This is a genomic window from Sediminicoccus sp. KRV36 (assembly GCF_023243115.1).
GTDB lineage: Bacteria > Pseudomonadota > Alphaproteobacteria > Acetobacterales > Acetobacteraceae > Roseococcus.
Genome location: NZ_CP085081.1, coordinates 4395513 through 4419187, shown reverse-complemented (window position 1 = coordinate 4419187; position 23675 = coordinate 4395513). Strand labels below are relative to the sequence as shown.

At 68.6% G+C, this 23675-nt stretch carries 20 protein-coding genes and 1 tRNA gene; 10 read left to right on the top strand and 11 right to left on the bottom strand.

All coding sequences use genetic code 11. The features are described 5' to 3' along the window. Positions 1–14: 14 nt before the first annotated feature. From LHU95_RS21055 to fsa, 4 genes are all read right to left on the bottom strand, one after another. Positions 15–527, bottom strand: a complete 513-nt coding sequence (locus LHU95_RS21055; RefSeq protein WP_248708920.1) for a hypothetical protein — start codon at positions 525–527, stop codon at positions 15–17. Positions 528–629: 102 nt separating this feature from the next. Continuing rightward, positions 630–1553 carry a tyrosine recombinase XerC gene (locus LHU95_RS21050; protein ID WP_248708919.1) on the bottom strand — a complete coding sequence of 308 codons (924 nt, stop codon included), beginning with the start codon at positions 1551–1553 and terminating at the stop codon, positions 630–632. Next, positions 1550–2101: a hypothetical protein gene (locus LHU95_RS21045; RefSeq protein ID WP_248708918.1), complete on the bottom strand. Its 552-nt coding sequence runs from the start codon at positions 2099–2101 to the stop codon at positions 1550–1552. The genes LHU95_RS21050 and LHU95_RS21045 overlap by 4 nt, the downstream gene beginning before the upstream one ends. Further along, positions 2098–2751, bottom strand: a complete 654-nt coding sequence (fsa, locus tag LHU95_RS21040) for a fructose-6-phosphate aldolase (RefSeq protein WP_248708917.1) — start codon at positions 2749–2751, stop codon at positions 2098–2100. Before fsa ends, LHU95_RS21045 begins: the two co-directional genes overlap by 4 nt. A gap of 79 nt (positions 2752–2830) precedes the next feature. Between fsa and LHU95_RS21035 the strand changes: the two genes are divergently transcribed. The 4 genes from LHU95_RS21035 to LHU95_RS21020 all read left to right on the top strand — a co-directional run bounded on the left by LHU95_RS21035 (position 2831) and on the right by LHU95_RS21020 (position 9440). Next, positions 2831–5062 carry a primosomal protein N' gene (locus tag LHU95_RS21035; RefSeq protein ID WP_248708916.1) on the top strand — a complete coding sequence of 744 codons (2232 nt, stop codon included), beginning with the start codon at positions 2831–2833 and terminating at the stop codon, positions 5060–5062. Between the two features lie 67 nt (positions 5063–5129). Further along, entirely contained in the window at positions 5130–7160 is a 2031-nt protein-coding gene (gene tkt / locus LHU95_RS21030; RefSeq protein WP_248708915.1) for a transketolase, read from the top strand. Between the two features lie 11 nt (positions 7161–7171). Then, on the top strand, positions 7172–8194 hold the full coding sequence (gene gap / locus LHU95_RS21025) for a type I glyceraldehyde-3-phosphate dehydrogenase (protein WP_248708914.1): 1023 nt from the start codon (positions 7172–7174) through the stop codon (positions 8192–8194). A gap of 58 nt (positions 8195–8252) precedes the next feature. Then, the gene (locus tag LHU95_RS21020) at positions 8253–9440 is read left to right on the top strand and encodes a phosphoglycerate kinase (RefSeq protein ID WP_248708913.1); all 1188 of its coding nucleotides are present in this window, start codon (positions 8253–8255) and stop codon (positions 9438–9440) included. 55 nt (positions 9441–9495) lie between these two features. Here LHU95_RS21020 and LHU95_RS21015 read toward each other — a convergent pair whose 3' ends face one another. Continuing rightward, on the bottom strand, positions 9496–10410 hold the full coding sequence (locus LHU95_RS21015) for an SMP-30/gluconolactonase/LRE family protein (protein ID WP_248708912.1): 915 nt from the start codon (positions 10408–10410) through the stop codon (positions 9496–9498). Positions 10411–10483: 73 nt separating this feature from the next. Between LHU95_RS21015 and LHU95_RS21010 the strand changes: the two genes are divergently transcribed. After that, entirely contained in the window at positions 10484–12202 is a 1719-nt protein-coding gene (locus LHU95_RS21010) for a hydantoinase B/oxoprolinase family protein (protein ID WP_248708911.1), read from the top strand. Further along, positions 12199–14352 (top strand): hydantoinase/oxoprolinase family protein, encoded by a 2154-nt coding sequence (locus LHU95_RS21005; RefSeq protein WP_248708910.1) that lies wholly within the window; start codon positions 12199–12201, stop codon positions 14350–14352. Before LHU95_RS21010 ends, LHU95_RS21005 begins: the two co-directional genes overlap by 4 nt. 75 nt (positions 14353–14427) lie before the next feature. Here LHU95_RS21005 and LHU95_RS21000 read toward each other — a convergent pair whose 3' ends face one another. From LHU95_RS21000 to LHU95_RS20990, 3 genes are all read right to left on the bottom strand, one after another. Then, positions 14428–15246, bottom strand: coding sequence for a GNAT family N-acyltransferase (locus LHU95_RS21000; protein WP_248708909.1), 819 nt, complete (start codon positions 15244–15246; stop codon positions 14428–14430). Beyond that, positions 15243–15644, bottom strand: coding sequence for a Fur family transcriptional regulator (locus tag LHU95_RS20995; RefSeq protein WP_248708908.1), 402 nt, complete (start codon positions 15642–15644; stop codon positions 15243–15245). The genes LHU95_RS21000 and LHU95_RS20995 overlap by 4 nt, the downstream gene beginning before the upstream one ends. 127 nt (positions 15645–15771) lie before the next feature. Then, the gene (locus LHU95_RS20990) at positions 15772–16191 is read right to left on the bottom strand and encodes a MucR family transcriptional regulator (protein ID WP_248708907.1); all 420 of its coding nucleotides are present in this window, start codon (positions 16189–16191) and stop codon (positions 15772–15774) included. Positions 16192–16303: 112 nt separating this feature from the next. On the opposite strand from LHU95_RS20990, the gene LHU95_RS20985 reads away from it, so the two are divergent. Then, positions 16304–16528 carry a sulfurtransferase TusA family protein gene (locus tag LHU95_RS20985; RefSeq protein ID WP_283094272.1) on the top strand — a complete coding sequence of 75 codons (225 nt, stop codon included), beginning with the start codon at positions 16304–16306 and terminating at the stop codon, positions 16526–16528. Positions 16529–16728: 200 nt separating this feature from the next. On the opposite strand, the gene LHU95_RS20980 is transcribed toward LHU95_RS20985, so the two are convergent. Beyond that, positions 16729–19509, bottom strand: a complete 2781-nt coding sequence (locus LHU95_RS20980) for an ATP-dependent DNA helicase (protein ID WP_248708905.1) — start codon at positions 19507–19509, stop codon at positions 16729–16731. Positions 19510–19585: 76 nt separating this feature from the next. Here LHU95_RS20980 and LHU95_RS20975 point away from each other — a divergent pair. The 3 genes from LHU95_RS20975 to LHU95_RS20965 all read left to right on the top strand — a co-directional run bounded on the left by LHU95_RS20975 (position 19586) and on the right by LHU95_RS20965 (position 21434). Beyond that, positions 19586–19659: transfer RNA gene (locus LHU95_RS20975), tRNA-Arg, on the top strand. A gap of 121 nt (positions 19660–19780) precedes the next feature. Further along, positions 19781–20845 (top strand): heat-inducible transcriptional repressor HrcA, encoded by a 1065-nt coding sequence (hrcA, locus tag LHU95_RS20970; protein ID WP_248708904.1) that lies wholly within the window; start codon positions 19781–19783, stop codon positions 20843–20845. A 31-nt stretch (positions 20846–20876) separates the two neighbouring features. Then, positions 20877–21434: a nucleotide exchange factor GrpE gene (locus tag LHU95_RS20965; RefSeq protein WP_248708903.1), complete on the top strand. Its 558-nt coding sequence runs from the start codon at positions 20877–20879 to the stop codon at positions 21432–21434. Positions 21435–21564: 130 nt separating this feature from the next. Here the strand turns inward: LHU95_RS20965 and LHU95_RS20960 are convergent, their stop codons facing one another. Together LHU95_RS20960 and metK are read right to left on the bottom strand one after the other, a co-directional pair. Beyond that, positions 21565–22254, bottom strand: coding sequence for a tRNA (guanine(46)-N(7))-methyltransferase TrmB (locus LHU95_RS20960; RefSeq protein WP_248708902.1), 690 nt, complete (start codon positions 22252–22254; stop codon positions 21565–21567). Between the two features lie 160 nt (positions 22255–22414). After that, on the bottom strand, positions 22415–23602 hold the full coding sequence (gene metK, locus LHU95_RS20955) for a methionine adenosyltransferase (protein ID WP_248708901.1): 1188 nt from the start codon (positions 23600–23602) through the stop codon (positions 22415–22417). Between the last annotated feature and the right edge of the window lie 73 nt (positions 23603–23675).

Here is a 23675-nt window from a genome sequence, read left to right as displayed (position 1 = left end):
CGCCGCCTCAACCCTCACCGCCGCGCGAAAAATATCCGCCAGAGCTCGCCCTTGCCCAACACTTCGCCGATCACGCGCAGCACGAAATAGGGCAGCAGGATCACCCAGAGGAGCAGCGCCGTGGCCAGCATTTCCCGCAGATTGCCGCCGCCCATTTCCTGGATGGAAGCGAGTGCGCCGCGCCCGTGAAACAGGCCGACCACCACCTCCTCGATCATGCTCAGCCCCACCAGCAGCAGCAGGAACAACGAGGTGCGCCACAACACGACGCCGAACAGCAAACGCCCGCGCCGCCGCTCGCCGATGCGGGCGGCCTGGCCCAGCACCATGAACTTCGCCAGCACCAGCGCCTTCACGAAGGCGAAGCCAAAGGAGGCCAGGGCAATGCCCTCGGCGCGCAGCACCGCATCCCGGTAGAAGATCACCACCGCGAAGGAAATGTAGAGGTAGAGGAAGATGCTGCCATATTCCCGCAGCTCATGCAGCAGCCGCGCCTTCAGCCCCTGTGGATGTGCGGCCTCGGTCATGCGTGGCCACGCATGCGGGGTGCCGTGCTGGCAGCCGGAAGGGAATGCATGGCGGGCCCTCGAAGAATGATGCGCTAAAATGGGGCTGTGCGGGCCCGCCGGTCAATCGGCGCGCGGATGCGCCATGCGCCAGGTGGCGAGCAGGCCCTCCGCATCCACGGCGATATAGCGCTGCGTGGTGGACAGGCTGGCATGGCCCAGCAACTCCTGGATGGCGCGCAGATCGGCGCCGCCGGCGAGCAGATGCGTGGCGAAGGAATGCCGCAGGGCGTGGGGGGTGGCGTGTTCCGGCAGCCCGGCGAGGCGGCGGTAATCCCGCAGGGTCCGCTGCGCCACCGCCGGGTCCAGCCGCTTGCCGCGCGCCCCCAAAAAGAGCGGCGCATCAGGCTCGGCGCCGGCGCGATGCACCATCCAGGCGGCAATGGCCTGGCGCACCACCGGCAGCACCGGCACCATCCGCTGCTTGCCGCCCTTGCCGAGGATGCGAAGGGCCGCATCACTGCCCGGCAAGGGCGCGTCTGCGATGGAAAGCCCCAGCGCCTCACTGATGCGCAGCCCGCAGCCATAAAGCAGGGTGAACAGCGCCACATCGCGGGCCGCCTGGAATTCCGGCCGCTCCGGGTGGTGCACATCGCCGATCTCCGTCCCTGCGGCCCGCGCATCGGCGCGGTTCAGCGCGCGTGGCACGGGCTGCACGCGCTTGGGTCCGCGCATGCCGGCGATGGCCAGGGGCGCGATGCCATGCCGCCGGGCGAGGAAGCGCAGAAAGCTGCGGATGGCGGCCAATTGCCGGGCGCGCGTGGCATTGCCCGCACCCGCCTTGGCGCGGGTGGCGAGGAAGCCGCGCAAATCCGCCGGGCGCATGGCGCCGAGTGCGGCGAGGTCGGGCTCGGCACCCAGATGCCGCGTCAGGAAGCCCAGCAGGTCAGCGATATCGCGCCCATAGGCTTCCAGCGTATGCGGGCTGGCGCGCCGCTCCGTGGCGAGCCAGGTGAGGAATTCGGTGCGGGCGGCCTCGCCCGTCATCGCGCCATGGCGGCGGCGAGCGCACGCGCGAGGAAGGCCAGGGATTCCGGCTCATTGGGCAGGTCTGCCGCGTCACGCGCGCCCAGCGCCAGCGTGTACTCCCCCGCGCGCAGCAACGCCTCACGCGTGATGAGGGGCGCCTGCTCGCCATGCAGCGCCGTGCTGGCCACGGCCACATCGCGCACGATCAGGCCCAGGCCGGGTAAGGGGCCCGCCGCGTGGGGCACCAGGCGGCAGGATTCCAGCCCGAGATGGGCGGGCCATTCATGGCGCAGGCAATCTTCGGCGTCCTTGCTGGCGATCAGGGCCAGCACCGCCTCGGCCACTTTGGCGGCGAAGGCGCCGCGGGTGCGCCCCGCTTCGAGCAGCCCGCGCCATTCCTGGCGGCCGGCCTGGATCATGGCGTCCATGTGATCGGCCACCGCCTCGCCATGGATGCGGCGGGGCGGGGTCAGGATGGCGTAGAGCTGCGGCCGCGCCGCGAGGAAATCCGGATGGGCCTGGAGGAATGCCTCCACGGCCGCCGCCTCGGGCGGGGCCGCGCTCACAGGATGCTTTGCCCAGTCTTCGCCCAATCGGCCAGGAAGGCCTCCAGGCCACGATCGGTCAGCGGGTGCTTCAGCAGGCTGCGGATCACCGCCGGCGGCATGGTGCCGACATGGGCCCCCAGCTTGGCCGATTGCAGCACATGGATGGGATGGCGGATCGAGGCGACCAGCACCTCCGTCCTGAAGCTGTAGTTCTTGTAGATCTGCACCACATCGGCGATCAGCCCCATGCCATCCTGGCCGATATCATCCAGCCGGCCGACGAAGGGAGAGATGAAGGCCGCCCCCGCCTTGGCCGCCAGCAAGGCCTGGTTGGCCGAGAAGCAAAGCGTGACATTGACCGGCGTGCCCTCATCGGAGAGCACCTTGCAGGTGCGCAGCCCGGCTTCCGTCAGCGGCACCTTCACCGCCACATTCTTGGCGATGCCACGCAGATAGCGGCCCTCCTTCAGCATCGTCTCGTGATCCGTGGCCGTCACCTCGGCCGAGACGGGACCCTCGGTCAGCGCGCAGATCTCGGCGATGACCTCGCTCATCTTGCGGCCGGACTTGGCGATCAGGCTGGGATTGGTGGTGACGCCATCCATGAAGCCCGTGCCGATAAGGGAACGGATTTCGGCGACATCGGCAGTATCCACAAAGAATTTCATCACGAGTTATCCTTGAGCGAGCGGCGAATCGGAGGTCGGGGATTGACCATCGGCCGCCCCGTCGCGAAGGGAATAGCCCATGGCGACACCTTCCCGAAAGGCCGGGGCCCAAAAGTCCGAGGCCCGAGAGGTCGCGCCGGAACGTGCGGGGCGCCGTCTTCGCGTTCTGCTGCCGCTCCCGCTGGAGGGTGCCTATGACTACCGCCTGCCGCCGGAGCTGGTGGCCGGGCCGGGCAGCTTCGTGGAAGTGCCACTGGGCGGACGGACCTCGCTCGGCGTGGTGTGGGATGATGCGCCGGACCAGGAACATGTGGCCGAGGGCCGCCTGCGCGCCGTGATCGCCATCAAGCCCGCACCCCCGATGGGCGCGCCCCTGCGCCGGCTGGTGGATTGGGTTGCGGCCTATACGCTCTCTCCCCCTGGCGCGGTGCTGCGCATGGCGATGAGCGCGCCCGCCGCGCTGGAGGAGCCGGCCGCCGCCACGGGCTGGCAGCGCGTGGCAGGGGCCGAGGGGCGCATCACGCCGGATCGCGCCAGGGCGCTGGAGGCGTTGGGTGGCCTCACCTTGCCCGGGGTGGAAATCGCCCGGCTGGCGGGGGTTTCGATGGGCGTGGTGCGGGGCCTCGCCTCGGCCGGGCTGATCGCGCCCCGCCTGATGCCGCGCGCAGCCGCCTTTCCGCGCCCCCTGCCGGATTTCGCCCCGCCCGATCTGCGGCCGGAGCAATCCAGCGCCGCCGCGGCCCTGCGCGAAGCGGTCGAGTCGCGGGGCTTCGGCGTGACCTTGCTGGAAGGCGTCACCGGCTCGGGCAAGACGGAGGTCTATCTCGACGCGATCGCCGAGACGTTGCGGCAGGGCCGCCAGGCGCTGGTGCTGCTGCCGGAAATCGCGCTTTCCACCCAATGGCTTGCGCGCTTCGAGCGCCGCTTCGGCGCCCCGCCGGCGCTCTGGCATTCCGAGCTTTCGCCCCGCACCCGCCGCGTGACCTGGCGCGCCGTGGCCGAAGGCACCGCCCCCGTGCTGGTCGGCGCGCGTTCGGCCCTGTTCCTGCCCTTCCCCGATCTCAGCCTGATCGTGGTGGATGAGGAGCATGAGACCGCCTTCAAGCAGGAGGAGGGCGTGATCTACCACGCGCGGGACATGGCCGTGGTGCGCGCCCGGCTGGAAGGTGCGACCTGCGTGCTGGTGAGTGCCACGCCCAGCCTGGAGAGCGTCACCAATGCCGAGGCCGGGCGCTACCGCCGCCTGGGGCTGCCGGTCCGGCATGGCGGGGCGGCCATGCCGCTGATCGAGGCGATCGACCTGCGCCAGCACCCTCCGGAGCGTGGTCGGTTCCTCGCCCCCCCGCTGGTCACGGCCATGACGGAAACCCTGGCCCGGGGGGAGCAGGCCATGCTGTTCCTCAACCGCCGCGGCTATGCGCCCCTCACGCTGTGCCGGGCCTGCGGGCACCGGATGCAATGCCCGAACTGCACCGCCTGGCTGGTCGAGCATCGCGCCCAGCGCCGGCTGCTCTGCCACCATTGCGGCCATACGGCGCCTACACCCCCCGCCTGCCCCGAATGTGGCGTGGAGCATTCGCTGGTGCCCATCGGCCCCGGCGTGGAACGCATCCAGGAGGAGGTGGCCGAGCTGTTCCCCGAGGCCCGGCGCCTGGTGATGGCGAGCGACACCATCCCCGGCCCCGCCGCCGCGGCCGAGGCGGCCCGCCAGATCGAGGCGCGGGAGGTGGATCTGATCATCGGCACGCAGATCGTCGCCAAGGGCTGGCATTTCCCGCATCTCACGCTGGTTGGCGTGGTGGATGCCGATCTTGGCCTGGGCGGCGGCGACCTGCGGGCGGGCGAGCGGACCATGCAGCTGCTGCACCAGGTGGCCGGCCGGGCAGGGCGCGAGGACAAGCCTGGCCGCGTGCTGCTGCAAAGCTTCTCGCCCGAGCATCCGGTGATGCAGGCGCTGATCCGGGATGATTTCCCGGGCTTTCTCAAGGCCGAGGCGGCGCAGCGCGAACCCGGCCATTGGCCACCCTATGGCCGGCTCGCGGCGCTGATCATCAGCTCGGAGGATGCCCGCGCGGCCGAGCGGGGGGCGCGGGAAATGGGGCTGGCGGCGCCGGTCGGGCCGGGCCTGCAGGTGCTGGGGCCGGCACCGGCGCCGCTGGCCCTGCTGCGCGGGCGCTATCGCCACCGCCTGCTGCTCAAGGCGGCGCGTGGCGTGCGGGTGCAGGCGGTGCTGGCGGATTGGCTGGCCCGGGCGACCCTGCCGCGCGAGGTCAGGGTGCAGGTGGATGTGGACCCGGTGGGGTTTTTGTGAGGGCGCAAACTTGCCCCCCCTCGCACCGCGCTCTATAGCCGCGCGCAACGTAAGGGCACCGTGAACCTTGGCCAGTCTCGACTCCCCCAGCAACTCCCCGAACCTCGCTCTCGCCGCCCAGGCTGCGATCCTGGCACTTCCCGTGACGGAGGAGCGACGGATGGCGGATTGCATCCGTGTCCTCGCCATGGATGCGGTGGAAAAGGCCAAATCCGGTCATCCCGGCATGCCCATGGGCATGGCCGATGCAGCGACCGTGCTCTTCACCCGCTTCCTGAAATATGACGCGGCCGACCCGCGCTGGCCGGATCGGGACCGTTTCGTGCTCTCGGCCGGGCATGGTTCCATGCTGCTTTACAGCCTGCTGCACCTGACCGGCCATGCGGGCATGGAAATGGAGGTGCTCAAGACCTTCCGGCAGCTTCATTCCGCCGCCGCCGGCCACCCGGAATATGGCGAGCACCCAGCCATCGAAATGACCACCGGCCCGCTCGGCCAGGGCATTTCCACCGCCGTCGGCATGGCCATGGCCGAGCGCATGCTGGCCGCGCGCTTTGGCAAATCGCTGGTGGATCATCGCACCTGGGTGATCTGCTCAGATGGTGATCTGCAGGAGGGCATCAGCCATGAGGCCGCGGCGCTGGCCGGGCATCTGGGGCTGGAGAAGCTGACCGTCCTCTGGGACGACAACCACATCTCCATTGACGGCGACACCGCGCTCTCCTTCAGCGAGGATGTGCTGAAGCGCTACCAGGCCTATGGCTGGGCGGTGAAGCGGGTGGATGGGCATGACCACGCGCAGCTGGCCGCCGCCATGGCCGTGGCGCAGCGCAGCAAGAAGCCCACCATCATCGCCTGCCGCACCATCATCGGCTTCGCGGCGCCGAAGAAGGCCGGCACGGCGGGCAGCCATGGCGCGCCGCTGGGTGCGGACGAGATCGCCGGCGCGAAATCGGCGATGGGCTGGAACGAGGAAGCCTTCACCATCCCGGACGGGCTAAAGGCCCGCTGGGAAGAGGCGGGCCGCCGCTCGGCCGGCACGCGCCGCTCCTGGCTGAAGCGCCTGGCCAAGCACCCGATGCGCGTGGATTTCGAGCGCGCCATGGCCGGCAAGCTGCCGGAGAACTGGAACGAAGCGCTGAACGCGCTCCGCGCCACCTTCGCGACCGAGAAGCCCAAGATCGGCAGCCGCATCGCCAGCCAGCGCGCGCTTGGCGCCCTGGTGCCGGCGGTGCCCGAAATGGTGGGCGGCAGTGCCGACCTCACCGGCTCCAACAACACCGATGTGAAGGGCGTGCCCGCCGTCGGGCCGGGCAACTTCAACGGCCGCTACGTGCATTGGGGCGTGCGCGAGCATGGCATGGCCGCCGCCATGAACGGCATGGCGCTGCATGGCGGCATCATCCCCTATTCCGGCACCTTCCTGATCTTCGCCGACTACCTGCGGCCCGCACTCCGCCTGGCCGCGCTGATGCATCAGCGCGTCATCCATGTGCTGACGCATGACAGCATCGGCCTCGGCGAGGATGGGCCGACGCACCAGCCGGTCGAGACCGTCGCCTCGCTGCGCGCCATCCCCAACCTTGCCGTCTTCCGCCCTGCCGACGCGATGGAAACGGCCGAGTGCTGGGAACTCGCGCTGCGGCGCACGGAAGGCCCCTCGGTGCTTGCCCTTTCGCGCCAGGCGCTGCCGGCGCTGCGCGAGGATGCCGGCGAAAACCGCTCCGCCCGCGGCGCCTATGTGCTGGCGGAGGCGGAGGGCGCGCGCGACGTGACGCTCATCGCCACCGGCAGCGAAGTGCAGTTGGCCATCGCCGCGCGCGCCACCCTGGCCGAGCAGGGCATCCAGGCCGCCGTTGTCTCCTTCCCCAGCTGGGAGCTGTTTGCCCAGCAGGATGAGGACTACCGCGCGGCCGTGCTGGGCACCGCGCCGCGCATCGGCATCGAGGCCGGGATCGGCTTCGGCTGGGAGCGCTGGACGAACGCCTTTGTCGGCATGAACGGCTTCGGCGCCTCGGCGCCGGCCGAGAAACTCTTCGAGCATTTCGGGATCACGGCCCCCGCCATTGTCGCGACGGCCAAGAAGCTTCTGGGATAAGGACCAAGAACATGACGGTGAAGATTGCCATCAACGGCTTCGGGCGCATCGGCCGCCTCGTGCTGCGCGCCGCCTGCGAGAGCGCGCGGGATGATGTGGAATTCGTGGCCATCAACGACCTCGGCTCGGTCGATGCGAATGCGCACCTGTTCCGCTTCGACAGCGTCCATGGCCGCTTCCCCGGCGAGGTCATCGTCAACGGCGACAGCATCACCATCAAGGCCCACGGCAAGACCTGGGGCCCGATCAAGGTGACGGCCGAGCGCGACCCCGCCAAGCTGAAATGGGATGGCGTCGACATTGCCGCCGAATGCACCGGCATTTTCACCGCGCGCGACAAGGCCTCGCTGCTGCTCGGCACCGGGGCTCGCAAGGTGCTGATCTCCGCCCCCGGCGAGGGCGCCGACAAGACCATCGTCTACGGCGTGAACCATGAGACGCTGACGGCCGAGGACAAGATCGTCTCCAACGCCTCCTGCACCACCAACTGCCTGGCGCCCATCGCCAAGGTTCTGCACGACAATTTCGGCATCCTGCGCGGCTATATGGTCACCATCCACGCTTATACCGGTGACCAGAACACGGTGGACACGCTGCACAAGGACCTGCACCGCGCCCGCGCCGCCGCCGTCTCCGCCATTCCGACCTCGACGGGTGCGGCCAAGGCGGTGGGCCTCGTCATGCCGGAACTGAAGGGCAAGCTGGACGGCACCGCGATCCGTATCCCGACGCCGAATGTCTCACTCGTCTCGCTCGACTTCGTGCCGGCCAAGACCGAGGGCCTGACGAAGGAGGCGATCAACGCCGTGATGAAGGCCGCTTCCGAAAGCGGGCCGCTGAAGGGCATCCTGGGCTACAACACGGCGCCGCTGGTCTCGATCGACTTCAACCATGACCCGCATTCGTCCACCTTTGATGCGACGCAGACGCAGGTGGTGGATGGCGGGTTGGTGCGCGTGATGTCCTGGTATGACAATGAGTGGGGCTTCTCGAACCGCATGTCGGATACGGCCGCGTATTACGGCAAGCTTTAAGTCAAGAAACTGGGGAGACAGTGTCTCCCCAGACCCCTGCCGCAAGTGAGAGATCCTGATGGCCTTCCGCACCCTTGATGACCTGGATCCGCGCGGCTTGCGCGTGCTGCTGCGTGCCGACCTGAACCTCCCAGTGAAGGACGGCAAGATCACGGACATGACGCGCATCGAGCGCCTCTGCCCCACCATCGCGGAACTCTGCGCCAAGGGCGCGCGGGTGATCGTCTGCTCGCATTTCGACCGACCGAAGGGCAAGCGCGTGCCGGAAATGTCGCTGAAGCCGATGCAGGCGGCCCTCTCCGCCTCGCTCGGCAAGCCGGTCGCCTTCACCGATGACTGCATCGGCGCCGATGCCGAGGCCGCCGCAGCCGCGCTCAAGGATGGCGAGGTGCTGCTGCTGGAAAACACCCGCTACCACGCGGGCGAGGAGAAGAACGACGCTGGCCTTGCCGCGGGCCTCGCCAAGCTTGCGGACGTGTTTGTGAATGACGCCTTCTCCGCCGCGCATCGCGCGCATTCCAGCACCGAGGGCGTGGCACGGTTGCTGCCGGCCTATGCCGGCCGGCTGATGCAGCAGGAGTTGGAAGCGCTGGATGCCGCACTCGGCAATCCGCAGCGGCCGGTCGTCGCCATCGTGGGTGGGGCGAAGGTGTCCACCAAGCTTGATTTGCTGGGCAACCTGTCCTCCAAGGTGGATGTGCTGGTGATTGGCGGCGCCATGGCCAATACCTTCCTGGCCGCGCAGGGGCATGCCGTTGGCAAGTCGCTCCAGGAGGCCGAGATGCATGAGACGGCGCGCGAGATCCTGGCCGGCGCCAAGGCGCGTGGCTGTGAGATCGTCCTTCCGCTGGACCTGGTGGTGGCCGAGGGCTTTGCCGCGCATTCGCCCAACCGCGTGGTGGGGCTGGATGGCGTGCCGGCGGATATGATGGCGCTGGATGTCGGGCCTGCCACGGTGGCCGATGTTGTGAAGCGGCTTTCGACGGCGAAGACGCTGGTGTGGAACGGGCCGTTTGGCGCCTTCGAGATCGCGCCGTTTGATGCGGCTACGGTGGCGGTGGCTCACGAGGTCGCGCGCCTCACCGAGGCGGGGCAGTTGCGCTCGGTGGGTGGCGGTGGCGACACGGTCTCCGCACTGCGCCATGCCGGCGTGTCCGAGCGGATGAGCTATGTCTCCTCCGCCGGCGGTGCCTTCCTGGAGTGGCTGGAAGGCAAGGAACTGCCCGGCGTGGCGGCGCTTGGTTGAGGATTGCAAAGGCCTAGGCCTTTGCCGGTGTCCAAGGGGCAGAGCCCCTTGATGCTCAGTAGGGAAGCTTCAGTCCTGGCTCCGGCCAAGGCGTGCTGACCAATTTGCCTGTGTTGGACAGCGTAATGTAGGCGGTGTTCATATCCGCTCCGCCGAAGCAGATATTGGTCGGCATCCGTTCCGGCATTTTTTGGATATCCAGGATCTCCCCGGCGGGCGACACGGTCGTGATTTCCCCCGAGACCAGCGTGGCGACGACGATGTTTCCCGCCGCTGTGATGGCCAGGCTATCCAGCCGCCGGAAGCCCGGGAACTGGCACAGCAATGAGCCGCCACTTGTGCTGGGCCAGGGGTTCTTGCGCAGATGGCCGGGCCCCATGATGTCGAAGGCCCAAAGGCGACCGGTTTCGGTTTCGGCCACGTAGAGTTTCTCGCCATCCGGGCTGATGCCGATGCCATTGGCGCCGCCGAAGATCGGGAAGGCGGCCTCGATGATCTTGCTGCCATCCAGCGCCGCCCAATAGACGCCGCCATGGTCACGATCCCGAGCGCGGACCTTGCCGAGATCGCTGAACCAGAAGCCGCCCTTGCCGTCGAGTTGCAGGTCGTTCGGCCCTTTCAGCATGACGTCGCCGCAGCGGTCATAGAGCAGGCGCACGCTGCCGGTGGCGATGTCCACCACCTCGATGCGGCCGTTCGTATAGTCGGGCGCGGTGCCGGAGGGGCGGAGGATGTCCGGCTCCTCATGCCAGGTGAAGCCACCATTGTTGCAAAGAATGAGGGTGTTGTCCGGCCCGGCGGCCAGGCCGTTCGGGCCACCGCCGGGGCGTGCGATGATGCTGCGCGTGCCATCGGGGGCGATGCGCGAGATCACCTGCGCCTCGATCTCGACCAGCGCGATGGAGCCATCCGGCAGCACCACGGGACCTTCCGGGAAACGCAGGCCCGTGGCCAGTGTTGTGAGACTCATGCGTCGTCCTCCCCTTTTGGTTCCCGCCAGGATGCGCCACGCTGGGCGCCCCGCCAAGATGGAGCTGCACCCCATGGACCCCGTGACGCTGGCCGTGCTTTCGGCGCGATTCACCGCGATCGTGGAGGAGATGGGCGAAGGGCTGCTGCGCACCGCCTATAGCCAGATCCTGAATTCCAGCCGGGATTTCTCCATCGCGGTGACGGATGGGGCGTGCCGCCTGGTGGCGCAGGCGGATCACATTCCCGTGCATGTCGGCGCCATGCCCTTCGCGGCCCAGGCGGTGCGGGATGCCTTTGGCGACAGGATGAAGCCGGGCGATGTGTTTCTGCTGAACGACCCCTGGCATGGCGGTTCCCACTTGCCGGATCTGACCATTGTTCTGCCCGTCTTCGACGGGCCATCACTGGCCGATTCGGATCATCGCCAGCGATCTCCGCGTTTCTTCAGCGTGGTCCGCGCGCACCAGAGCGATATCGGCGGCGGCACGCATGGCGGCTACAATCCCAATGCCACGGAAATCTGGCAGGAGGGGCTGCGCATCCCGCCCATTCTCCTCGGCGAGAATGGCGTGATGCGGGAAGACCTGGTCACCATGCTGGCGCTCAATACCCGCATCAATCGCGATTTTCGCGGCGATCTGGCGGCCATGCTGGGCGCGGCCAAGCTTGGTGCCAACCGGCTGAGTGACCTTTTGGCCCAGTATGGCGGCGAAGGGCTGATGGCGGCGGTGGAGGCCATCCTGGACCTCGCGCATGCCCATACGCGCCGTATCCTGGAAGCCTGGCCCGATGGCACATGGAGCGGCACGGCGCTGCTGGATGATGACGGCCACGGGAATGAGGACATCGCCATCCGCGCCACCTGCACCAAGCAGGACGGCGTGCTGACGGTGGATCTCAGCGCCAGCGATGACCAGGTGCCGGGTTTTGTGAACTCCTCCTATCCGAACATGTTTTCCGCCGTGTGCATGGCCTTCGCCTATCTGCTGGACCCAGATGTGCAGAAGAATGAGGGCGCGTTTCGCGCGCTGCGCGTGGTGGCGCGGGAGGGCAGCGTGGTCTGGGCGCGGGAGGGCGCGGCCGTTACGCTCTGCACCAGCCATTGCAGCAATGAGATCGTGGAGGCGATCATGCGCTCCATGCAGGCGTGCTGCCCGGAGCGCGCGGTGGGCGGCTGGGGGCGGCGCTTCCGCATCGCCATCACCGGGCACGATGCGCGCCGGCCGGCTCGGAGATTCGTCTGGCATCTGTTTCATGCACGGCCGGGTGGTGGCGGCCATGCCAAGGGCGATGGCTGGTCCACCGCGGGCGAGTGGCATTCGGCGGGTGGGCTCAAATTCGGCAGTGTGGAAATGGCCGAGGCGCGATTCCCGCTGCATTTCCGCCGCCATGAATTTCAGGGCGGCACGGCCGGGCTGGGTCAGTATCGCGGCGGGCATGGTGCCAGGCTTGAACTGGTGGTGGAGAGTGACGGCCCCTCGCGCGGCAACACCGCCGGCGATGGCGCGCGGCATGGCAGTGCGGGCATGTGCGGCGGCCAGGACAGCGCACCCCATCGCTACGCGCTGCGCCACGCAGATGGCACGGAGAGGCTTTTGAAGACCAAGGAAGTCGGCATCGAGATCCAGCCCGGCGAGGTGCTGGAAATCCGCTCGGCCGGCGGCGGCGGCTGGGGGGACCCGGCTAGGCGCGACCCGGCGCTGATCGCGCGCGACATCGAGGAGGGGCTTGCTGCGCCAACGCCTCACGCGTCAGGCGAAGCGGCTCAAGGCGATCGGGGGCGGGGATGATGCGCTATACGATTGGCGTGGATGTCGGCGGCACCTTTACGGATGTGGTGGGCGTGGATGACGAAGGCCGCGAATACCTGGCCAAGGCCGCCAGCACCCCGCAGGACCAGAGCGAAGGCGTGCTGGATGGCCTGCGCAACCTTGCTTCCGCCATCGGCCTGACCCTGGGCGAATTGCTCGAGACGACGACGCGCATCGTCCATGGCACCACCGTCGCCACCAATGCCCTGCTGGAGCGGCGCGGCGCGAAGACGGCGATGCTGACGACCGAAGGCCATCGTGATGTGACGGCGATGCGTGAGGGGCTGAAGCCCGCCCGGTATGATCTGCGCCTGCCCCAGCCCCCTGCGCTGATCCCGCGCGCCTTGCGGCTGCCGGTGCGCGAACGCCTGCGCCCGGATGGAGCCGTAGAGATTCCGCTGGATGCCGCAAGCCTCGACGCCGCCATCGCCACGCTGCGCGCGGCGGAGGTCGAGTCCGTCGCGATCTGCTTCCTGCATTCCTGGGCCGCGCCGAAGCACGAGCATGCGGCAGCCGAGGCGGTGCGTGCGGCGCTGCCCAGCGTCTTCGTCACCTGCTCGGCCGATGTGCTGCCGCAGATCAAGGAGTTCGAGCGGTTTTCGACCACGGCGGTGAATGCCTATGTCGGCCCCATCGTCTCGCGCTATCTGACGCGGCTGGAGGCGCGGCTGCGTGAGGCCGGCTATGCGCGGCCGGTCTTCGTCATCCTGTCGCATGGCGGCATGGCGCCGATTGCCGAGGCGGCGCGGCTGGCCGTCGGCACGGCGCTCTCCGGCCCGGCCGGCGGTGTGGCGGCCGCGGTGGCGCTGGCCAGGCGCGGCGTGGGGGTGCCCCCACCCGATGACCGGAGCGCGGCTTCGCGCGCAGATCTGAATCGGGTGGGCAGCGGTTCCGATGACCGGAGCGCCCCTTCGCGCGCAGATCTGAAGCGGCCCGGCCATGATATCGTCACGCTCGATATGGGCGGCACCTCGACCGATATCGCGCTGATCCAGGATGGCGCGGCCACGCTCGGCCGCGGGCGAGAGGTGGGCGGCGAGCGCATCGCGCTGGACAGCCTGGATATTATCACTCTGGGTGCGGGCGGCGGGTCCATCGCGCATCTGGGCTCGGGCGGCACGCTGGAGGTCGGGCCGCAATCGGCCGGCGCGCGGCCTGGTCCGGCCTGCTACGGGCATGGCGGCACCGAGCCCACCGTGACGGACGCCAATCTCGCCCTCGGCTATCTCGATGCCACGCGTTTCCTGGGCGGCGCGCGCCTGCTGGATGCCGCTGCCTCCGAGCGCGCCATCGCGGCGCTGGCCGCGCGGCTCAACCTCACGACGGAAGCCACGGCGCTGGGCATCCATCGCTTGGTGAATGCGCGCATGGCCGATGGCGTGCGGATCGCCACGGTGCGGCGCGGCGTGGACCCGCGCGGCGCCACGCTGCTCGCCTTCGGCGGGGCCGCGGGGCTGCATGCCAGCGCGGTGGCGCGGGATCTGGGCATGGCGCGCATCGCCGTGCCGCTCTTTGCCGCCGGGCTCTCGGCCTGGGGCATGTTGCAGACGGAACTGCGCCACGAGATCGCCCGCAGCGTGGTGAGCGCCACCGCCATGCCGGAGGATGCGGCGCTGGCCACGTTGTTTGACGGGCTGGAGGCGGAAGCGCGCGGCCAACTCGCGCAGTGGTTCCAGGGTGAGGTGCGCGGCCACCGCGCGGCCGATCTGCGCTACGGCGAGCAGGTTTTCGAAATCACCGTGAATCTGGATGGCGTGGCGCCGGACCGCGCCGGCCTGCGCGAGGCCTTCCATGCTCGCCACCGCGCGCTGTTCACCTATGACCTGCCGGAGGAGGAGGTGGTGCTGGTCACCGTCCGGGCTGCCGCCTCGGGCCTGCTGCCGCCGCTGCCGCAACGCCCGGCCGGCGCTGCGGAGCCGGCAGCGCCGCTCGGCCGGAGGCGCGCTCTGCTGGCGCAGGGCTGGGTGGAATTGCCGGTGCTGGATTTCGGGGGCCTGGCGGCCGGCCAGGTGGTGCGGGGGCCTGCCATTGTCGAAAGTGCCACCACGACCATCCTGCTGCTGCCTGGCGATGTGGCGCGGATGGAAGCCGGCGGCTGGCTGCTGATCGAGATCACGCCGGAGCGCTGACGCGGCAGCGAGCTGGGCCGCCGAGGCCGCCGCCAGTCAGGCCCGGCGGGGATTCTTCAAGCTTGCATGCGCGCGTCAGGCGGCGCGGTCATTGCCGTCCCAGCCGGCCTTGCGCTCGTAATGCTTGAAGTATTTGTCGGTGATCTGGTCCGTCATCACCACGATGGCCACATCGGTCGTGTTGAACTGGGCGTCCAGCACGGCACCGTCGCCGACAAAGCCGCCCAGCCGCAGATAGCCCTTGATGAGCGGCGGCAGGGACAGCAGCGCCGCCTTCGCGTCGTAGCTGCCGCGCGGCAGGCGATCCATGGTCAGGTACCGCGCCTCGATCGCCCGCGGACAAAGCTGCGCCGGCGCCTGATGGTGATGCGCGAGGTAGGAGAGCTGGGCCGCATTGGCGTCGAGATTCGTGCCAGGCAGGCTGGCGCAGCCAAACATCAGGCCGATCTTGTGGTTATAGACATAGGCGGCGATGCCGCGCCAAAGCAGCTGCAGCGTGCCGCGCGTGCGATAAGCGATATCGGTGCAGGAACGCCCCAGCTCCAGGATGCCATCCGGATAGTTGAGGATGCCGGTGATGTCGTATTCATCTTCGGAGTAGAAACGCCCGAGCCGCTCCGCCGCGGCCCGGCGGATGAGCCGATAGGTGCCAACCACACTTTCCGGCCCCTCGCCCCGATCATGATCCACCACCAGAAGGTGATCCGCGACGGCGTCATAGGCATCGGCATCGAGGCCGGTTGCCGTGGTCGTCGCATCGGCGCGGGCGCCCATTTCCTCGTAGAAGACGCGGTAGCGCAGCGCCTGGGCGGCCGTGACCTCCCATGCGGTGGTCGCGACGCGAACGCCGAGATTGCTGGAGCGGATTTCCTCGAAGGGGGGCGCCTCGTTCATCGGCGCCGGCCGAATAATTCGAGGCGGAGCTGCACCAGCTCAAAGCCGAGCCGGGCCGCGATGTCGCGCGCCAGGGCATCATGCGCCGCATCGGAAAACTCGATCACGTTGCCGGTATCCACATCAATCAGATGGTGATGAATGCCACGGTCCGCCGGGTCGAACCGCGCGCGGCCGCCGCCGAAGTCGCGGCGTTCGAGGATGCCCTTCTCCTCGAGCAGACGCACGGTGCGATAGACGGTGGCGACCGAGACACGGTGATCCAGCGCCACCGCGCGGCGGTAGAGCTCCTCGACATCCGGGTGGTCTTCGCTTTCGGACAGGACGCGGGCGATGAGCCGGCGCTGGCCGGTCATCTTGAGGCCGCGCTCGATGCACATCTGCTCGATCCGGGACATGCGGTCGCTGATGGTCCCGCCCTCTCTGCCGTCTTGGCCCGCGATCACCGGGCCCCGAAAAGCCCATAGAGCATGTTCGCTCCGGACAGAAGCCGCCCCGGCCCCTGGTGAGGGCCGGCGCGAGGATTCAGACGCCAGGCTTGCGCGACTGGGTGCCCAGGCCGATCTGCTTGGCCAGGGAGGAGCGGTGCTTCGCGTAATTCGGCGCCACCATCGGGTATTCGGGCGGCAGGCCCCACTTGTCGCGATATTGATCGGGCGTCATGCCGTAGGAGGTCTGCAAGTGACGCTTGAGCATCTTGAGCTTCTTGCCGTCTTCCAGGCAGATCAAATAATCCGGGGTGATGGATTTCTTCACCGGAACCGCAGGTGGCTTCTTTTCCACCTCGACACGGGCAGGGACCGAGCCGAGCGAGGAGAGCGTGCGATGCACCTCGACGATCAGGTTCGGCAAATCATTGACGGAGACCGGGTTGTTGGACACATGCGCGGAAACGATTTCAGCGGTCAGTCCCAAGAGATCGCCAGCGGTAGAGCTATCTGACATGGTTTTGCTTTCAATATGCAATATGCTGTTCGTTTAGAGCGTCCTTGCGGTGCTATGCAAGAGATCAAATCTGATTTCTACCAATAATCATTAATTATTACGTAGGATAATCATGTTTCAGATAGATGTTTCGGCTGACACTTGCCCGATGACCTTCGTGCGCACCCGGCTGCAACTGGACAAGATGCCGCCGGGGGCGGAGCTCGAGGTGCGCTACGTGGGTGACGAGCCGCGCCGGAACCTGGCACGCAGCCTGGCGGAGCAGGGCCACCTCGTTCTGGAGGAACTGCAGGAGGCTGATGGCAGTGGCCTGATCCGCGTCAGGAAAGGCGGCTGACGGCGCTGGCTCCCACGCACCGGGCGCCGTGAAGAATTGCGGCGCGTGCCATGCCGTGCTTCCCCGCAGGACGTCGGCGCCTTGCGTCTGCTTCGCCCGCTCTCAACCCGCTATTTATGGCAAGGTTGGAATCGCGCTGAAGCGCTGCATGGCGTTCGGCAGCTTGCTTCACGCGCCAGCGCCCTGCGCTGCGATCGCGGCTAGGGCGAGAGCAGGCTCCGCGTCTGTGCCACGGCCTCGGCCAGGGTGACGCGCAGCGGCGCCACACCCTCCGGCAGCCCCGCCAGCACGCGGGAGGGGCAGGCGCGATCCAGCAGCACGAACACGCCCTTGTCATCGGCGCGGCGAATCAGCCGGCCGAAGGCCTGGCGCAGCTTGTGGCGCGCATGCGTGTCGTCGTGGCCCTGCGGGTTGCCTTCGCTCAGATGCAACCGGCGTTCGCGATGCAGGATGGTGCGGCGTGGCCAGGGCACGCGGTCAAACACCAGCAGGCGCAACGCGCGGCCGGGCACATCCACGCCATCGCGCATCGCATCCGTGCCCAGCAGGCAGGAATTTTCCTCGGCCCGGAAGATGTCCACCAGCGTCGCATTGTCCATCGCGTCCACATGCTGCGCATAGAGCGGGATGCCGCGGGCCTCCAGGGCGGGCGCGATGCGCGCGGCCACCTCGCGCAGGCGCCGGATCGCGGTGAAGAGGCCGAGTGCGCCGCCGCCTGATGCGAGGAAGAGCTGCTGCATGGCGCTGGCGATGGGGCCCGATTGCCGGGCATCCACATCGGTGATGATGAAGGTCCGCGTATTCGCCGCATAGTCGAAGGGCGAGGGCAGGGCCGCGCGGATCGCGGGCAGCGGCAGATGCGCCGCACCCGTGCGGGATTCCGCCTCGCGCCAGGCGGCTTCGGGATCATCGCGCTTGGCGGCATCGGTGAGTGTGGCCGAGGTGATGAGCAAGCCATGCGCGGGGGCCGCCACCACTTGCGCGAAGGGGATGGTCGGGTCCAGCCAATGGCGGTGCAGCCCGGCATCCGTGTCGCGCCCCTCGCGGCGGTCCAGCTGCAGCCAATCCACCATGACGGGCCGCGTCCCGGGCTCGGCCTGGGCGGTGGCCAGTTGCGCCAGCATGCCGCGCCAGGCGCCGAGGGGGATCAGGGCGCGGCGTTCGATGCCGCGCATGGCCGTCTCCAGCCGGATGCGCTCGCCCACCTCAGCCTCCTCCTCGCCTTCCGTGCTTTCCAGCTTTTCGGCCAGGGCGTTGCGCAGGCGCGTCAGTGGCTGTTCCAGCGCGTGCAGGGCCACGGCCAGCGCGGCGCCGGCCTCGGCCACGGCGTCGTTGACGGGATGGAGGTCCACTTCGAGCGTGTAGATGCCATCATCCTCCGGCGCGCGGGCCAGGATCTGGCTGCGCGCGGCATGAAGGAACATCTCGGTCGCGTTGGCATCGGCGGGGATGGCCGCATCGCCCAGCCGGGCATACCAGCCGCCCCCCGGCAGGCAGCGGGCGGCGTGCAGCGCCTCCTCCATGGGGGCGATCAATTGCGGGATGTCGCCGGCGAGGTCCTGGATGCGCGCGCGCAGGCCCTTGGCGCGGGAGCGGCCACCCTCCGCCCCCAGCAGCCAGCGGCGCAGCTCGGCCGCCTCCACCCCGGTCAGGGCCGAGGAGAAGGCGCTGTCGGCCGCATCGAACAGATGATGGCCCTCGTCGAAGACATAGCGCGTGGGCTTGCCGTCCTCGCCGCCGCCCAGGGCCGCCTGAACCATCACCAGCGCATGATTGGCGATGACGAGCCTGGCCGTGCGGGCGCGGCGGATCGAGTGTTCGACGAAGCATTTCCTGTATTGCGTGCAGGCTGAGCGGATGCATTCGCCCCGGCGGTCGGCCAGGCCCAGCAGGGCGCCGGGCTGGAACAGCTCCTGCGTCCACCCCGGGAAATCGCCGCCTTGCAGATCGCCATCCCGCGTCGCGCCCGCCCAGCGCGAGACCAGCGCCAGGGGCAGCGCCATCTGGCGCAGGCCGGATTGGCCGAGGGCTTCCTCCAGGTTCAGCAGGCAGAGGTAGTTCTCGCGCCCCTTGCGCACGGCCACGCGCGCGCGCCGCTCCTCCGGATCGGGAAAGAGCTGCATCAGCTCCTGGTCAATCTGGCGCTGCAGGTTGCGGGTATAGGTGCTGATCCAGACCGGGGCGCCGTTGCGCTCGGCCCAGAGGCTGGCCGGTGCGATGTAGCCCAGCGTCTTGCCGGTGCCGGTGCCGGCCTCGGCCAGGATCATGTGGGGTGAGCCTTCCGCCTCGCGCGGGGCAAAGGCGCCGGCGGCGGCGGAAGCGAAATCGGCCTGCTGCGGGCGTTGCTCGGCCCCGCTGCCCAGCATCTCGGCCAGGCGGCGGCGGGAATCGGCGCCGCTGACGGCATGGCTGGCCGGTGGCGGCGGGGCCGCGGTCTCCTCCCAATCGGGCAGGCGGCGCCAGGTCTTGAAGGCGTTGCGGTCGGGCTTGGCATCGGGCAGGCCGAGGGCCGCGAGCACGCTGGGCACCCAGGGCCATTGCGCGGCCCCGGCCAGCTGTGCGGCCATGCCCGCGGCTTCCTTGCCGGAGGGGGCGCGGGCTTCATCCGCCAGGGCGCGCAGCAGGCGCGAGGCGATTTCCGGCAAGAGGGCGGCCGCCGCCTCATCATCCTCGGGGGGTGGCAGATCGAGCATCAGGGCCAGGCCGCGCGGCGTGGGTGGCGCGCTGCGGGCGGGAAGGGCGAAGGCGAACAGCTCCAGCAGGTCAAACGCATCGAGGAAGCGCGGCAGGTCCAGCCGCCTGGCGGTGGCAGGGGCATGCACCAGGAGCGGCGGCGGGTATTCCGCGAGGGCCTCGGCGATGCGGGCGCCGGTCAGCGTCAGCACCTCGCCATCGGGGGTGAGCAGGGTGGCGCGGCCATGGGAGGCGACCAGAGCCGGGGCCTCGGGCAGCAGCAGGCGCGGGCGAATCGGCGATGTCATGGCGGCAATCTGGGGCCGGGGCCGGATGAAGGCCAGACTTCGCGGGGCGATGGGGCTTGTGTTATGTGAAAGGCGCGTCTCCGTAGCTCAGCAGGATAGAGCACCAGATTCCTAATCTGGGGGCCGTGGGTTCGAATCCCGCCGGGGACATTTTTGCCCACGCCCGCGCGCCGAAGCCATGGGCTTTGCGGCGTCCGCACGGCGGTCCAATTCACAAAACTTGACCAATCCCCCCCGCATACCCAAGCTCTCACCTGCGATGTACACCCCCATGAAGCCACCCCTCTTCGCGGTGCCGAGCATCGCCACAAGCGCGCTCGATCCCCGCTCCACCGCCGTCTTGCGCGAGCTGGTGGAAGTCTATGTCGCCACGGGCGAGCCGGTGGGGAGCCGCACGCTCTCACGCCGGCTGCCCCTGAACCTCTCGCCGGCTTCGATCCGCAATGTGATGGCGGATCTGGAGGAAGCCGGGCTGCTCTACGCCCCGCATACCAGCGCCGGCCGGCTGCCGACGCAGCAGGGCTTGCGGCTCTTCGTGGACGGCCTGCTCGAATTCGGCGATCTGGGCGAGGAGGAGCGCGCGGAGATCACCGCCCGCTGCGCCGCACACGGCCGTTCCCTGCAGGAAACCCTGGCCGAGGCGGGGCAGATGCTCTCGGGCCTCGCCGGCGCGGCCGGCCTTGTGGTGGCCCCCAAGGGCGAGGCGCCGCTGCGTCACATCGAATTCGTGCCGCTGGGCCCGGGCCGCGCGCTGGTCGTGCTGGTGCAGGGCGATGGGCGGGTCGAGAACCGGGTGATCGAGGTGCCGGCCGGGCTGCCGCCCTCTGCGCTGATCCAGGCGGGGAATTACCTGAATGCCCGCCTCTCCGACCGCACACTGGACGAGACGCGCGCCAGCGTGACGCAGGAGATCGCCGCCAACCGCACCGCGCTCGATGCGCTGACGACGCAGGTGGTGGAGGCCGGCATGGCAACCTGGGCCGGCGGGGGCAGCGGTTCGCTCATCCTGCGCGGCCAGGCGCGGCTGCTTGAGAACATGGAGAATCTGACCCGCGTCCATGAAATCCAGGCCTTGTTCGAGCGGCTGGAGGCGCAGGAAACCACGCTGAAGCTGCTGGAACTCGCCCAGCGGGGGGAGGGCGTGCAGATCTTCATCGGCGCCGAGAGCGGGCTGTTTTCCACGGCCGGGCTCTCCGTCGTGGTGGCGCCCTTCCGTAATGCGCAGGAGAAGATCGTCGGCGCCATTGGCGTGATCGGCCCGTCGCGGATCAATTATGGTCGGGTGATCCCGGTGGTGGACTACACCGCGCGCGTGATTGGCCGCCTGCTGGGTTGATCCTTCGCGGCCGCGCGCCTACCTGAGCCCCATGAACGATCCCCAGACCCCATCCCCGGCCGAAACCGCGCCGGAAACCCCCGATATGCCGCCCGCCGCCGAGCCCACGCCGGAGGAGCGCATCGCCACCCTCGAAGCCGAACTGGCCGAGATGAAGGACCGTTGGCTGCGCGCCGAGGCGGAGGTGCAGAATGTCCGTCATCGCGGCAAGGACGAGGCGGAAAAGGCGCGCAACTACGCCGTGCAGAAATTCGCCGCCGACATGACGGAAGTGGCGGAAAACCTGCGCCGCGGCATAGACCTCCTGCCCAAGGCCGCCGAGGACGAGCCCGAGATCATCGGCAAGATGCGTGGCGGCTTCGAGGGGGTGGAGCGGTTTCTGCTGCAACGCCTGGAAGTCCATGGCGTGCATCGCAAGCCCGCCGAGGGCCAAGCCTTCGACCCCGAATTGCACCAGGCGATGAGCGAAGCCCCCGCGCCCGAAGGTGTCGCGCCAGGCACGGTGATCCAGGCCTGGACCAGTGCCTGGACGCTGAATGGCCGCCTGCTGAAGCCGGCCATGGTGGTGGTTGCGGGCCAGCCGGGCTGAGCCGTGGTTGGCGCCCACCGAGGGCGCTACCCGCCCTGATGACCAGGTGGAGTTTGGTGCCGTGCTGTTGCCGCACAGCCCTCGGGCCCGTGATGTTCGTGCTGCCTGATCTGTTCGAACGGATGATACCCTAGCTTCCGCGCCGCCATTCCCAGTAAAGCGGGCTGCGTCCTGCCGCGAAGGCCTTCGCTTCGTAGCGGGTGGGGGGCCAGCCTTCCGGGCGGGTTTCCGCGGGCGGGGGCCCCGTGAATATCGCCTGCCCGGCAAAGACCTCACGCACCCAGGCCTGGTAGGTCGGGTCATCGCTGGCCACGCGCCAGATGCCGCCAGGCTTGAGCGCGCGCGCGACGATGGGGACCATCTCGGGATGGACGAAGCGGCGCTTGGCGTGGCGCGTCTTGGGCCAGGGATCGGGGAACATCAGGAACAAGCGGTCCAGGCTGGCTTCCGGCAGGGCCAGCAGCAATTCCCGCGCATCGGCGGGCCAGAGGCGCAGGCGGGGCGGCAGCGGCGCCGTGGCCTCGGCACCATCGGGGATGATTTCCGTCAGCAGGGAGCAGAGGCCGTGCTCGTAAACCTCGCTGGCGATGATGGCGGTGTCGGGGTTGGCCTGCATCTGCGCCAACGTGTGTTCCCCGCCGCCAAAGCCCACTTCGAACCACAGCGCATCGGCCCCTGCCGCAAAGCCGAGATCGGTATAGCGGATGCGCGGAAGTGCCTCGCTCAGCAGGCGTTCCTGCCGAGGGCGCAGCTTCTTGCCCCGCCGCCGCCCATAGAGCCGATGCGGAATGCCTTCCGGCCAATCATCCTCGTCGCTCATCCGGGACCTTGCGCATGGATTGCAAAGGGCGAGCCCTTTGCCGGGGTCCAAGGGGCTCCGCCCCTTGTGGTTGGATCGAAGGGGCGGAGCCCCGAGCTATCGGTACAAAAAAAGGCGGCCTCCTGCACGGAAGCCGCCCCCTTTGTCGTTCAGGCGTGGATCAGCGGCCGAAGGCGCTCTTGAGAGCCGGCACGAGATCCGTCTTTTCCCAGGTGAAGGTGCCCTTCTCGTCATCCGGCGTCCGGCCGAAATGGCCATAGCTGGAGGTCGGCACATAGATCGCCCGGTTCAGGTGCAGATGCTCGCGGATGCCGCGGGGCGAGAGGTTCATCAACTCCTGAACCACCTTGGCCAGCTTCACCTCATCCACATCATGCCCCGTGCCGTGCAGGTCGAAATACACCGAGAGCGGCTTCGCGACGCCGATGGCGTAGCTGACCTGGATGGTGCACTTGTCGGCCAGGCCGGCGGCGACGACGTTCTTCGCCACATAGCGCGCGGCATAGGCGGCCGAGCGGTCCACCTTGGTCGGGTCCTTGCCGGAGAAGGCGCCGCCGCCATGCGGGGCCGCACCGCCATAGGTGTCCACGATGATCTTGCGCCCGGTCAGGCCGCAATCGCCATCGGGGCCGCCGATCACGAAGGTGCCGGTCGGGTTGATGTAGAGTTCGTTATCCGCGCACATCCAGCCGGCGGGCAGCGAGCTCTCGATCAAGGGCTTCACCATCGCCTTGATCTGGGCCTGGTCCAGGCCTTCCTCATGCTGGGTAGAGACGACGACCGAGGTGACGCCGACGGGCTTGCCGTCAATGTAGCGCAGCGTGACCTGGCTCTTGGCGTCGGGCAGCAGGCCCTTCACCGAGATGTCGTTGCTGCGGCGCAGCTCGCTGATGCGGCGCAGGATCAGGTGCGCGTAATACAGCGGGGCGGGCATGAGGTCGGGCGTTTCGGTGCAGGCATAACCGAACATGATGCCCTGGTCGCCGGCGCCTTCATCCTTGTTGCCGGCCGCATCAACGCCCTGGGCGATATGCGCGGACTGGGCGTGCAGATGGCATTCCACCTTGGCATGCTGCCAATGGAAGCCTTCCTGCTCATAGCCGATATCCTGGATCGCCAGCCTTGCGCGATGCATCAGAAGTTCGGGCGTGATCGAGGCCGGGCCGCGCACCTCGCCCGCGATGACGACGCGGTTCGTGGTGACCAGGGTCTCGCACGCGACGCGCGCATAGGGATCCTGCTCGAGGAAGGTGTCCAGCACGGTGTCGCTGATGCGATCCGCAACCTTGTCGGGGTGGCCTTCGGAAACGCTTTCCGAAGTGAAAAGGTATTCGCCCTTATCGCGCATGGCTTGGTTCGGCCTCTTGTCGCTGGTGGAGTGATTCGTCGAGGAATCAGCCCGGTGGGCGACCGGAGACCCC